This is a genomic window from Pantoea sp. MBD-2R (assembly GCF_039134845.1).
In the GTDB taxonomy this organism is placed as follows: domain Bacteria; phylum Pseudomonadota; class Gammaproteobacteria; order Enterobacterales; family Enterobacteriaceae; genus Erwinia.
Map to the genome: position 1 here is coordinate 3911482 of NZ_CP152417.1, position 12593 is coordinate 3924074.

Consider the following 12593-nt stretch of genomic DNA (forward strand, 5'->3'; position numbering starts at 1 on the left):
CACGGCCGGGCAATGCGCCCGGCCTGATAACGTTTTTTCAGACGACCTTTTCAGATGTTATCGCGCGCGGGAAGCCTGACCCGTAGCGCCATACAAATCGTCAGCGTCGCCAGCAGCAATGCCGCTGCGCTGCCCATAAAGACGCCTTTCGCCCCGGTGACGTTAAAGATCATACCGCCAGCCGCAGCGCCAATAGTGATTGCCAGCTGAATAGTCGCTACCAGCAGTCCACCGCCGCTTTCCGCTTCTTCCGGCATGGTGCGGGTGATCCACGTTGACCAGCCGACCGGAACAGCGCCAAAAGCCATGCCCCACAGCGCGATAAGTACCGCATCCATCACCGGTGCCGATCCCAGTCCGACCAGCGCCACGCCCAGCAACCCCATTGCCAGCGGCATGCCGATAAGCGTCCGGTTCAGGCTACGCTCCAACAGCACACCCGCAATCAGCGTTCCGGCAAAGTTCGCCACGCCAAAGCCGAGCAGAATGACGGAGAGGCCGTTGACGCCGACGCCCGTCACGCTTTCCAGGAACGGCCGCAGATAGGTAAAGAAGGCAAAGTGTCCGGAAAACAGCAGGATAATCGCCAGCAGCGCCGTCTGCATGCCGGGCCTCTTTACCAGCGAGAGCATCGAATTACCTGCGCCTGCCTGCCCTGGCTGCATTTTAGGTAAGGCAATCGTCTGCCAAATCAGCGCCAGCAGACCGCAGGCCGCCGCCGCGATAAAAACGTTACGCCAGCCAATCAGATGTCCGAAATAGCTGCCCACCGGCGCGGCAACGATTGTTGCGACCGAGACGCCGCTAAAAACAATCGACAGCGCGCGCGGGATCATCGCTTCCGGCACTAAACGCATCGCGGTGGCCGGAGCCAGCGTCCAGAAGCCGCCAATCGCGATGCCCAGCAGAACGCGGCCCGCCAGGATAAAGGTCAGATTTGGCGCGAAAGCCACCAGCAGGTTAGAGACGATAAGCATTACTGAAAACGTCAGCATCACCCAACGTCGGTCAAAGCGGCTGGTGACCGATGCGCTAAAAAAGCTGGTTAACAGGGCAAAAACAGCGGTAACGGTAACGGACTGCCCGGTTACGCCTTCGGTAACACCCAGACTCGCTGCCATCGGCGTCAGCAGGCTGGCGGGCAGAAACTCCGCCGTCACCAGTCCAAACACGCCAAGCGCCATCGAAAAAACTGCGCCCCACAGGGGCTTTTCCTGTGCCGTACCGGCCTGTTGTGCTGTGCTCATAAAAATCTCTCGTGACATGAAAATAATAGCCTAAGCGTAAAAGGCTCGACCCGGATGGTCTATGATGTAAAATCCGTGATTATTGATTATTCGTCCGGATGGCGCCTTATGACCACAGAAAGCCACGATTTAGCCAGCGAACTGCTGCTGGGCATGCGCCTGCTGGGCGTGCAATACCGACGTATTGAGCTGGCCGCCCCTTTTGGCGTCGGCTTTGTGCAGGCGCCAGGCCGCGCGCAGTTTCACTTTGTCAGCCGTGGACCGGTAATGCTGCGTACCGGCAGCGGCACTCTTTATACGCTGAATACCGGCGATGCGCTGTTGCTGCCGCAGGGCATCGATCATGTACTCGTCTCGTCTCCAGACATCGCCTGCAAAGATATTCGCGCTTTCGACAGCACGCCGGTATGCAGCAACGTCAGCTGTGTTAAAGCCTGTCTTAAGGAACCCAGCGCGTTGATTTTTAGCGGCTCAATGGAGTTCGATTTAGGCGGCATGCAGATGCTGGTCAGTGCCATGCCGGAAGTGCTGCTGGCTGCAACGCTGCTGAGCAATTACCCGGAAGTGCAGCCAATGCTTGAAGCAATGGAACGGGAATCACTGGGGAAACGGGCTGGCTATGCGGGTATTTTGTCACGGCTGGCTGATGTAGTGGCTGCGTTTATCGTGCGTGGCTGGGTGGAGTCAGGCTGTGGTGAAGCGGGCGGCTGGATCCAGGCGCTGCGCGATCCTCGTCTCGGTAAAGTGCTGGTTGCCCTGCACCGCGAGCCGGGAAAAAACTGGACGGTTGCCCAGCTGGCCGCCGAAATGGGCAGCTCCCGCTCGGTATTTGCCGAACGTTTTCTGGCGGTGACGGGCATGACGCCGGTTCGCTATCTCACCGGGCTACGCATGCAGCTGGCGGCACAGTGGATCGGCCGCGAAGGCGAGGCGATTGAAACCGTGGCCTGGCGGCTGGGCTATGGCTCGCTGGCGGCCTTTAGCCGCGCGTTCAAACGCACCATGGGCGTGACGCCTGGCGCAATGCGTGCGGGTGAAAATAAACAAGCAGCTCAGGCTTACGATGCCATGCCTCAGGTTGCTGCGCGGGCTTAATGCCCGGCACTGGCTGCTGTACTACGTGGCTGACCGCGACAATTATCCGCCGAGTCGGGTGCAGAATCGCAAAGAAAAATCCAGAAGGGTCCAACCGCACTTTTTAGACCCCCGTCCCATCCATTTTGCGATATCATTTCATTAACATTGTACCTTCTGATTCATAACACTAACCGGACGTCGCCATCACTGCTATGAACCCTGATGCAATCCCTACCGTCTTCGACGGACATAACGATCTCCTGCTGCGCCTGTGGCTACAGGAAGAAGGCGATCCCGTTGCGGAGTTTCTGCAAGGGTCGATGAAAGGTCATCTGGATCTGCCGCGCATGCGTCGGGGCGGCTTTGCAGGCGGACTGTTTGCGGTATTTGTGCCTCCTGTACAGTACGCCAAACAGAGCAAAACGGCGTATGTGGAAGAAGATCATCATCCGCTGGCGATTACCGAAGCGCAAATTGCCCTGCTGCATACTATTGCCGAACGCTCAGACGGACAGGCGAAAGTCTGCCGCAGCGCGGGCGAGATTGAACAGTGCATTGCGCAAGGCGTGCTGGCGATGGTGCTGCATATTGAAGGGGCTGAGGCGCTGGATGAGCAGTGCAGCCAGCTTGACCGCTGGGTAGATAGTGGACTGAAGAGCATCGGCCCGCTGTGGAACCTGCAAAACTGCTTTGGTACAGGCGTTACGGGTGGTTTTCCCGGTTCGCCGGACAGTGGAGAAGGACTCACCACCGCCGGACTGAATCTGCTAAAACTTTGCAATCAGAAAAAGCTGCTGATCGATCTGTCGCATATGAACGAGAAATCGTTCTGGCAGGTTGCTGAGCACAGTAATGCGCCATTAGTTGCCACGCACTCCAACGTGCATGCGATCTGCCCCCAGCCGCGCAATTTAACCGATCGCCAGCTGGCGGCAATCGCAGAAAGCGACGGCTTTGTCGGCGTGAATTTCGGCAATGCGTTTTTGCGTGCCGACGGTAAGCGCGATGGCGATACGCTGCTCAGCGATATCGTTCGTCATCTGGATGCCCTGCTGGAAAAATTAGGCGAGAACCGCGTTGGCTTTGGTTCTGATTTTGACGGCATCAGCGTTCCCGATGCGCTGCAAGACGCCGCCGGGCTGCCGCGTCTGGTTGCGGCGATGTCTGCTGCCGGCTATTCATCTGAGCTGATTGAAAAAATAACCTGGCGCAACTGGCTGAGCGTACTGAAAAAAACCTGGGGGGAATGAACCGTATCCCCGCCGGACCTGATTATCCCTGTTTTACGCAGGGTTGATATCGATGTGACATAGGCGCAACATTTGCGCCGCCAAATTGTCAATATTTGACAATAGGACGATTACCTGCCGAACTTAATGGCGGCGTTTTTTATTAACACCAAGAGGATTTCACTATGTGGACTAAACCTAAATTCGTTGATTTACGTCTGGGCTTAGAAGTAACGCTGTACATCTCTAACCGCTAATCCCTTATGCCCACGCCTGTGGGCATCTTTTTTTTCTTTCCTGGTCTACACATGCAGATTAACGTTCTTGGTTCTGCGGCTGGCGGCGGTTTCCCACAGTGGAACTGCAACTGCAGAAACTGTCAGGGCGTGCGTAACGGCACCCTGAAAACTTCGGCACGCACGCAATCGTCCATCGCCATCAGCGATAACGGCGTCGATTTTGTGCTGTGCAACGCCTCACCAGACATTGCCCATCAGATTGCGGCCACGCCGGAACTGAATAAAAAAGGCGTGCTGCGCGGCACCGCGATCGGTTCGATTATCCTGACCGATAGCCAGATCGATCATACTACTGGCCTGCTGAGCCTGCGCGAAGGCTGCCCGCATCAGGTCTGGTGCACGCCCGAAGTGCACAACGATCTGACGACCGGCTTTCCGGTCTTCACCATGCTTTCCCACTGGAATGGCGGTCTTGTGCACCATGCCATCCAGCCCGGCGAACCGTTCCAGGTGGCCGTTTGCCCGGCGCTGAAATTTACCGCTATTCCGTTACTCAGCAACGCGCCGCCTTATTCGCAGTATCGTGACAGGCCGCTGCCTGGCCACAATGTCGCGCTGTTTATCGAAGATACCCGCAGCGGTCACACGCTGATGTATGCGCCCGGCCTGGGCGAACCGGACAGCGAGCTATTGGGCTGGTTGCAGAAGGCGGACTGCCTGCTGATTGACGGCACGCTCTGGCAGGATAATGAGCTGGCCAACACCGGCGTGGGCCTGAATACCGGCAAGGATATGGGGCACCTGGCGCTCGCCGAAGAGCAGGGGCTGATTGCGTTGCTGGCTTCGCTGCCGGCAAAACGCAAAATCCTTATTCATATTAATAATACCAATCCGATCCTTGATGAAGCGTCGGCTGAACGTCAGGCGCTGACGCAGTACGGCATTGAAGTCAGCTGGGACGGAATGCGTATTGACCTGTGAGCTTGCACAACATGAAGTCTGATTTTCTAACAGAACCGATGACGCCAGAAGCGTTTGAACAGGCGCTGCGCGCCAAAGGTGCTTATTACCATATCCACCATCCTTACCATATTGCGATGCATAATGGTCAGGCGACCCGCGAACAGATTCAGGGCTGGGTGGCGAACCGTTTTTACTACCAGACCAGCATCCCGCTGAAAGATGCCGCGATCATGGCTAACTGCCCGGATCCGCAAACCCGTCGCAAGTGGGTACAGCGCATTCTCGATCACGACGGTCATGAAGGTAGCGAAGGCGGAATTGAAGCCTGGCTGCGCCTGGGTGAAGCCGTAGGCCTGGATCGTGAAAAGCTGCTTTCTGAAGAGATGGTGCTGCCTGGCGTGCGCTTCGCGGTGGATGCTTACGTTAACTTCGCTCGCCGTGCAGTCTGGCAGGAAGCGGCATGCAGCTCGCTGACCGAGCTGTTTGCACCGGAAATCCATCAGTCGCGCCTCGACAGCTGGCCGCAGCACTATAAGTGGATTGAAGCGGAAGGCTACGGCTATTTTCGAGGCCGGCTGAGCCAGGCAAACCGCGACGTCGAGCACGGTTTGCAGCTGGCGCTGGAATATTTCACCACCGCCGGGCAACAGCAGCGTATGCTGGAAATTCTCCAGTTCAAACTGGATATTCTGTGGAGCATGCTGGACGCGATGACCATGGCCTACGCGCTGAAGCGCCCACCGTATCACACCGTGACTGACCAGCCAGCATGGCATAAAGAGAGACTGCTGTAATGACCTTTACTGACCAGCATATTCCCGCGTTTCGTCGCGGCTATCGTTTGCAGTGGGAACCGACGCAGGATTGCCACGTGATCCTCTACCCGGAAGGCATGGCGAAGCTGAACGACAGCGCCACCGCCATTTTACAGCTGGTGGACGGCAAGCAAACGCTGGCCTCGCTGATTGCCGTGCTGAACGAGCGCTTTCCCGATGCCGGTGGCGTGGACGATGATGTAAAAGAATTTTTTGCCGAAGCCGTTGAACAGAAGTGGATAATTTTTCGTGAACCTGCTTAAACCTCAGGTCAATCCGCCGCTATGGTTGCTGGCGGAACTGACCTACCGCTGTCCCTTGCAGTGCCCGTACTGCTCTAACCCGCTGGACTTTGCTCAGCAGGAAAAAGAGCTGACGACGGAGCAATGGATAGAAGTCTTCAAACAGGCTCGCCAGATGGGTGCCGTACAGCTGGGGTTTTCCGGCGGCGAGCCGCTGGTGCGCAAAGATCTGCCTGAACTCATTCGTGCCGCGCGCGATCTTGGTTTTTATACCAACCTGATCACGTCCGGTATTGGCCTGACCGAGAAAAAGATCGATGCGTTTGCCGAAGCGGGCCTGGATCATATTCAGATCAGCTTCCAGGCAAGCGATGAAACGCTGAACGCCGCGCTGGCCGGATCGCAAAAAGCTTTTCAGCAAAAGCTGGCGATGGCGAAAGCGGTTAAAGCGCATGGCTACCCGATGGTGCTGAATTTCGTGTTACATCGCCATAATATCGACCAGATAGCGCAGATTATTGAGCTGGCGATCGAGCTGGAAGCCGACGACGTGGAGCTGGCCACCTGTCAGTTCTATGGCTGGGCGCAGCTGAACCGCGAAGGTCTGCTGCCCACCCGCGAGCAGATTGCCCGCGCGGAAGACGTCGTGGCGCACTACCGCGAAAAAATGAAGGATTCCAGCAACCTGGCAAATCTGCTGTTTGTGACGCCCGACTATTATGAAGAGCGTCCAAAAGGCTGTATGGGCGGCTGGGGCGCGATTTTCCTGAGCGTCACGCCGGAAGGCATGGCGCTGCCCTGCCACAGCGCACGCCAGCTGCCGGTCGAGTTCCCGTCGGTGCTGGAACACACGCTACAGGAAATTTGGTACGACTCGTTCGGCTTCAATAAATATCGCGGCTTTGACTGGATGCCGGAACCTTGTCGCTCCTGTTCAGAAAAAGAGAAAGACTTCGGCGGCTGCCGCTGTCAGGCCTTTATGCTGACCGGCAACGCCGATAATGCCGATCCGGTTTGCAGCAAATCACCGCACCATGGCAAGATCCTTGAAGCACGTGAGCAGGCCAACTGTACCAATATGCGCATCGATCAGTTGCAGTTCCGCAACCGCGTCAACTCTCAGCTGATTTTCAAAGTCTGATCAAATGAGCGCCGCCCAACACTTACCGCTGACGCTGGAAAATGGCTTAAAAATCCATTTAATCCACGATCCACAGGCAACACGGGCGGCCGCGCTGATCCAGCTGGCGGCAGGCACGCATGATGAAGCGCCACGGTGGCCGGGTCTGGCACATTTGCTGGAACATGTGCTGTTTGCCGGCAGCGAAAATTTTCAGAATGAACAGCGCCTGATGGCCTGGGGACCGACAGAAGGTGCCAGACTGAACGCCACCACGCTGGCATGCAGCACCGCCTGGTTTTTTGAGATAGCGCCGGAAAAACTGGAAGCCGGATTGCAACGGCTGGTGGACATGCTGGCAAACCCGCTGCTTTCCGCCGAATCGGTGGCAACGGAAGCGGCAGCGATTGAGGCGGAATATCGCATGCTGTGCAGCCATCGGCCAACATTGTGCGAGGCGGCACTGAGTCAGGCCTTTTGCGCGCCTCACGCTCTGCACGCTTTTCACGTCGGCAATCAGGCCAGCTTCGGTAATGACATCGCATTATTGCAACAGGCGCTAAAAGATTACCATCAGCGGTTCTTTTGTGGCGCCGCCCTTGAACTGTGGCTAAGCGGGCCACAGCCGCTGGAAACGCTGCACGCGCTGGCCAGCCAGTGGGGATCGGTTTTCCGCCATCATAATGCTTTTACCCGCTCTCCTGCCCCGCCCCTGCAACCCGCTTCCTGTCGCACGTTTTCACTACAGCATTCCGGCATGGAACAGCTTCAGCTGCATTTCCTGTTATCTGAACCTGATGCCTCATTGCTGTCGGTATTGCGCGAACTGTTGACGGATAAAGCTGAGGGCAGCCTGCTTGCGGCACTGCGTGAGGCCGGACTGTGCGACGATGTTACGCTACTGGAGCCGTATCGCAGCCGGCGGCAGTCCGTACTGAGCGTGGCGTTTCTGCTGAGTGAGTCAGGGCTTGAGCAGTGCGCGGCCACTGAAGCCATTTTTAAACACTGGCTGGAAAGACTACGGCTGCTGACTGCCGACCAGCTGATGCACTACGCCACGCTGTCGCGACGCAGCTTTAACCAGCTCTCGCCAATGCAGCAGCTGCGTGAGTGGGCTTTTGGTTTCCCACCGGAAAACGCGCCGCCGCTAACGTTGCGCTGGCAGCGGCTGCTCGCTCAACTGCGTGCAGACAACATGGGCCGACTGTGGGTCTCTCCTGATGCCACAGCGCCAGCGACCAGCGTGCAGGGTTTTGCCCTGCATTCCGCCGCTATTAACTGGCCAACGCTGCCGGAAACGCCTCCGCCTGCGCTCGCCTTTCATACCCCAGGCGCAGCCCTTACGCTGCCGGTTTTACCCCCGACGCAAAGCGCTTTACGCAGGCTGCCCGCCGTGGGTGAAACCGTACTGTTGCTGAATCCGCTACCGGGCTGTTTGTCGGGTCATCAGGCCGCTGTCATTGAGGCAGCGCTCCAGCCTGTGATGGGAGAATGCCGTCATCGGGGCGGCGAGCTGCGCTTCTCTCGCCAGCAGGGCATATGGCTGCTACAGCTTAGCGGTAACGGCGATTTACTGCTTGCGAGTGCCGAAGCCATGCTGAACACGCTGAACGAACCGGGCGCCTCTGCCATTGCTCAGGGAAAACGGCAACACCATCAGGCGCAGCAACAGCTGTACAGCGATATCGCTATACGCTGCCTGCTGGCACGACTACCCGATCTGCTGACGAGCGAGACAGAGCCACAAGCGCCTGCAAGCCAAAGCCCGCATCTGGCAAACGACCCGGCTTACGAAAGCCTCCACGGTCTTCGCTGGCAGGGAGGGCTATACGGCGGTGATGTCGGGTTACATCTTGCGCTGGCAAGGCTGCTGTCACGCCTGCCGGGGCAAATCATTGCTCAGCCGCAGCAGGCTAAGCGTTTCCCTTCCCACGCCTGTTCCTTCCCAACGGAAAGCCGTGATGCCGCCGTCCTCGTATTTTGTCCGGTACCGGATGCGGATAGCTTTGCTGCATGGCGACTGCTGGCTGCCCTGTTTGAACCACGATTTTTCCAGCAGCTGCGGGTGGAGCAGAATATTGGCTACGTGGTCAGCTGTCGCTTTCATCACACCGCAGGCCAGGCAGGCATTCTGTTCGCCCTGCAATCTCCCGCCCTGACGACAGAACAACTTTTTCAGCATATTGAAGCATTTGTCTGTGGTATGCGTGAGGTTATCGCGCAAATAACCGTTGCGGAAATTGCCACTATTGCGGCGAGTTTGCAGGCAGAGCTTCCCTCATCTTTACCGGAAAACGTCTCTCAGATAACCGAACACTGGCTGCATCAGCAGCTGGCCGTCCAGCCCCTGATGCAGGAAATGTACGTCCCGCTTCTCCCTTCCCGCCTGCAAATGGCTTATCAACAGCTCATCACAGACAGCAGCACAACGTGGCGGCTGAGTAACAGTGCCCTGATTGCGCAATAAAGCCAGTCACAACCTCAAGCGTAGGTACGTGATAAAACGGATAATCGTTTCAGCTCACATATCTGATTAAGGTCTGGAACCGGATACCATAAAGTTTCTGCCGTTGTGAACCGATAGATCTGTTACCGGGCCACCCCTTCTTCAGAGTACGCCGCATGCTAAAAAATATAAAAGTCGTCACCAGCATTATTATCATGCTGGTTGTTTTTAGTGGGCTGCTGCTGATCTCCAGCGCGCTCTCTTTCAACGCCATCAGCCAGGATAAAAACAACTTCACCCGCGCCAGCATTCTGACGCAGCAGCAGGGCCAGCTAAGCGACACATGGCAGGCATTGCTGAAAACGCGCATCAGTATTAACCGCGCGGCGATCCGCATTCTGAAAAAACAGACCGACCCGGCGACGCTGGCCGGTATCAGCAAGTTACTGTCAACCGCCACCGATTCTCTTAATGACGCGGCGCAACATTTCAATGGTTATAAAAGCGTTCCGACTCAGGCCGGACAAAGCAGTGAACTGGCCTCAACGCTGGCGGGCAGCTATCAGCAGCTGTCAGAAACGATGAAAATGTCGATTCAGTATCTGAGCGCTAATAATTACGAGGCCTACGGAAATCTGGAAGCGCAAAAAGCTCAGGACGATCTGGAGAACGTCTATAACGTCTGGCGTACGCAAAATGCCAAACTGCTGAGCGTCGGCACCGTTGAAAATCACCAGGGTTTCAGCCATATGCTGTGGACGCTGGTGACAATTGTGGTGCTGTTAGTGCTGTTGGTCATCGCTGTCTGGCAGGTGATTAAAGGCGTGCTGCTGGCTCCGCTTAAGCAGGTTCAGACACATATTCAACGTATTGCCGAAGGGGAGCTGACCGAAACGCTGATCGTTGAGGGCCGTAATGAAATGGCCGAACTGGCGAATAACCTGGCGGCAATGCAGCAATCACTTATTACCACCGTCAGTCACGTACGTGAAAGCTCCGATGCGATTTACAACGGTGCCAGTGAAATCTCTATGGGCAATAACGATCTTTCCGCCCGTACCGAAGAACAGGCCGCTTCGCTGGAGCAGACTGCCGCCAGCATGGAGGAACTGACCGCGACGGTGAAGCAGAATGCGGAAAACGCCCGTCAGGCTTCACAGCTGGCAAAAAGTGCATCTGAAACGGCTGCAAAAGGCGGACGGGTGGTAGATGGCGTGGTCAGTACCATGAGTGAAATCACCGGTAGTTCGAAGAAAATCGCCGATATCATCAGCGTGATCGACGGTATTGCCTTCCAGACCAATATTCTGGCGCTGAACGCGGCGGTAGAAGCGGCCCGTGCAGGTGAGCAAGGCCGTGGATTTGCCGTGGTTGCCGGTGAGGTGCGTAACCTTGCCCAGCGCAGCGCACAGGCGGCGAAAGAGATTAAAACGCTGATAGAGGCTTCGGTCAGTCGGGTAGACGCGGGTTCCCAGCAGGTAATGCTTGCGGGTGAAACGATGCACGATATCGTCAGTGCGGTGATTCGCGTCACCGATATCATGGCTGAAATTTCTTCCGCTTCTGATGAGCAAAGCCGGGGAATCGATCAGATTGGCCAGGCCGTGACGGAAATGGATCGCGTTACCCAGCAGAATGCCTCGCTGGTTCAGCAATCCGCTGCCGCGTCCGCTTCGCTGGAGGATCAGGCCAGCCGCCTGGCACAGGCCGTTGCCGTTTTCAAAACGGGCCAGCACGGTAGCTTTGCGCCGGTGAAAAAGCCTCAGACGCCACGCAAAGCGGTGGCCAGTGAAGGTAGCTGGGAAACCTTCTGAGTTGTTAATCTTTCCCGGCCACCGTGCCGGGATTATTTTCCGTAACGCGTGGGCCAGATCCGCTCTGGCTTTTCATTGAGCGCTTCAGCAATAAGCTGTTCTCCTTTTGGCCAGGGACGCCGTAGTGCGTTAGCTAACGTTGAAGAGGCCAAACCCGATTCACGTGACAATGCTGACAAATTCGTCCCCTGTTTTTTTAACGCCGCAATTATATCTGCAGGATGCCAATCTTTTTTATTCATCATTACCCCCGCCTGAATTATTAACAACTTTTAAATTGTGGACTATGAGTCACACAGCATAGCACGCTATTTAACAAATGTGGTTGATAGTCCGTGGACTATTAGTCCGCAAAGCGCAATGCTAATGAGATGGAAAAGCAAACAACCATCAAAGTTCTTTTTGGAACAAGAGTTAAATTACTCAGACTGCAGGCAGGCTTGTCACAAGAAGCTTTTGCACTTAAATGTGGACTGGATCGTACCTATGTTAGTGGAATTGAAAGGGGTTTACGTAATCCCACTCTTGAAGTGATCGCATTGATCGCCTCAGGTTTAGGGGTTGAAATTAAAAATTTGATTGAATTTTAAAATCTATGTTATTTATTTTTAATTATCATTAAATCATCCAGTTGAAGAAAAAACGGGCGTCTCATTATTTATTTTAACCATAAATTCTCTGGATTTTTTTATTGATACCTCCCTTCTGTTTATTAACCTAAAAACATCCGCAATCTATTTTTTTGGCATTTTTTAGTCAAAAAAATAAAGTGTGGATGTCCTCCTGATTTTATTCATTCCAGAAATCCTTTATCATTTTCCCCACCCGCTGAAATCTGGAGTTTTTCAATGAAAAAACGTCCTTCTGCTCGCCTGCTACTTGTTGATCGCCAACGGCGTATTTTACTGTTTCATTTCAGCCACCATGATGACGCCCTCGCAGGACAAAGCTATTGGGCAACACCAGGCGGTGGAGTTGAGGCAGGCGAGTCCTGGGAGCAAGCAGCCTGCCGCGAGCTGCGGGAAGAAACCGGGATAGTCAGGGAAGATCCCGGCGTCTGTATCGCGGAAAGGACTTTCCCGATGCGCCTGCCTGACGGCAGCGAAGTGTTAGCCGATGAACGCTTTTATGCGATCGAGGTTAGCGACCATGAAATCGATTTTGCTGGCTGGAGTGACAATGAACGCCGCGTGATTGACCAGAGCGAGTGGTGGACAGGTGAGCAATTACGATGCAGTGAAGAAACGATTTACCCAGATAATATTGCGCAATTACTTTCTGATTTTATTTCTGAAAAACGTATCACGGCTATTTAATCGCTGATGCGCACGGGTAAAAATAAATTAACCCTGTCAAAAAGCATCCCGTTCCCTGCCAGAAACAGGAATAATAATGGTTATC

General features: G+C 55.2%; 13 protein-coding genes. 11 read left to right on the forward strand and 2 right to left on the reverse strand.

Going from position 1 to position 12593, the window contains the following annotated elements; translation table 11 throughout:
* Nucleotides 1–50: 50 nt before the first annotated feature.
* A complete protein-coding gene (locus AAGQ96_RS17910; protein WP_342754221.1) occupies nt 51–1247 on the reverse strand; it encodes an MFS transporter in 1197 nt (398 codons plus the stop codon).
* 108 nt (nt 1248–1355) lie between these two features.
* Here AAGQ96_RS17910 and AAGQ96_RS17915 point away from each other — a divergent pair, with 108 nt between their 5' ends.
* The 9 genes from AAGQ96_RS17915 (at nt 1356) to AAGQ96_RS17955 (ending at nt 11192) form a co-directional block, all read left to right on the forward strand.
* A complete protein-coding gene (locus AAGQ96_RS17915) occupies nt 1356–2342 on the forward strand; it encodes an AraC family transcriptional regulator (protein ID WP_217363417.1) in 987 nt (328 codons plus the stop codon).
* 194 nt (nt 2343–2536) lie between these two features.
* Nucleotides 2537–3574 carry a dipeptidase gene (locus AAGQ96_RS17920; RefSeq protein ID WP_342754222.1) on the forward strand — a complete coding sequence of 346 codons (1038 nt, stop codon included), beginning with the start codon at nt 2537–2539 and terminating at the stop codon, nt 3572–3574.
* 164 nt (nt 3575–3738) lie between these two features.
* Nucleotides 3739–3810, forward strand: a complete 72-nt coding sequence (pqqA, locus tag AAGQ96_RS17925; RefSeq protein WP_071822147.1) for a pyrroloquinoline quinone precursor peptide PqqA — start codon at nt 3739–3741, stop codon at nt 3808–3810.
* Nucleotides 3811–3861: 51 nt separating this feature from the next.
* Nucleotides 3862–4773 carry a pyrroloquinoline quinone biosynthesis protein PqqB gene (gene pqqB / locus AAGQ96_RS17930; RefSeq protein ID WP_147199816.1) on the forward strand — a complete coding sequence of 304 codons (912 nt, stop codon included), beginning with the start codon at nt 3862–3864 and terminating at the stop codon, nt 4771–4773.
* Nucleotides 4774–4784: 11 nt separating this feature from the next.
* On the forward strand, nt 4785–5549 hold the full coding sequence (pqqC, locus tag AAGQ96_RS17935) for a pyrroloquinoline-quinone synthase PqqC (protein ID WP_342754223.1): 765 nt from the start codon (nt 4785–4787) through the stop codon (nt 5547–5549).
* The gene (pqqD, locus tag AAGQ96_RS17940) at nt 5549–5833 is read left to right on the forward strand and encodes a pyrroloquinoline quinone biosynthesis peptide chaperone PqqD (protein WP_342754224.1); all 285 of its coding nucleotides are present in this window, start codon (nt 5549–5551) and stop codon (nt 5831–5833) included. The genes pqqC and pqqD overlap by 1 nt, the downstream gene beginning before the upstream one ends.
* Nucleotides 5820–6953 (forward strand): pyrroloquinoline quinone biosynthesis protein PqqE, encoded by a 1134-nt coding sequence (gene pqqE / locus AAGQ96_RS17945; RefSeq protein WP_342754225.1) that lies wholly within the window; start codon nt 5820–5822, stop codon nt 6951–6953. The genes pqqD and pqqE overlap by 14 nt, the downstream gene beginning before the upstream one ends.
* Before the next feature lie 4 nt (nt 6954–6957).
* Complete coding sequence (gene pqqF, locus AAGQ96_RS17950; RefSeq protein ID WP_342754226.1) at nt 6958–9399, forward strand: pyrroloquinoline quinone biosynthesis protein PqqF; 2442 nt, start codon at nt 6958–6960, stop codon at nt 9397–9399.
* Nucleotides 9400–9554: 155 nt separating this feature from the next.
* The gene (locus tag AAGQ96_RS17955) at nt 9555–11192 is read left to right on the forward strand and encodes a methyl-accepting chemotaxis protein (protein ID WP_147199821.1); all 1638 of its coding nucleotides are present in this window, start codon (nt 9555–9557) and stop codon (nt 11190–11192) included.
* A gap of 32 nt (nt 11193–11224) precedes the next feature.
* On the opposite strand, the gene AAGQ96_RS17960 is transcribed toward AAGQ96_RS17955, so the two are convergent.
* On the reverse strand, nt 11225–11434 hold the full coding sequence (locus AAGQ96_RS17960) for a helix-turn-helix transcriptional regulator (RefSeq protein ID WP_147200676.1): 210 nt from the start codon (nt 11432–11434) through the stop codon (nt 11225–11227).
* 129 nt (nt 11435–11563) lie between these two features.
* Here AAGQ96_RS17960 and AAGQ96_RS17965 point away from each other — a divergent pair, with 129 nt between their 5' ends.
* Both AAGQ96_RS17965 and AAGQ96_RS17970 read left to right on the forward strand, forming a co-directional pair.
* Nucleotides 11564–11782, forward strand: coding sequence for a helix-turn-helix transcriptional regulator (locus AAGQ96_RS17965; RefSeq protein ID WP_147199822.1), 219 nt, complete (start codon nt 11564–11566; stop codon nt 11780–11782).
* Nucleotides 11783–12040: 258 nt separating this feature from the next.
* Nucleotides 12041–12508, forward strand: coding sequence for an NUDIX domain-containing protein (locus AAGQ96_RS17970; protein WP_342754227.1), 468 nt, complete (start codon nt 12041–12043; stop codon nt 12506–12508).
* The last annotated feature ends 85 nt before the right edge of the window (nt 12509–12593 follow it).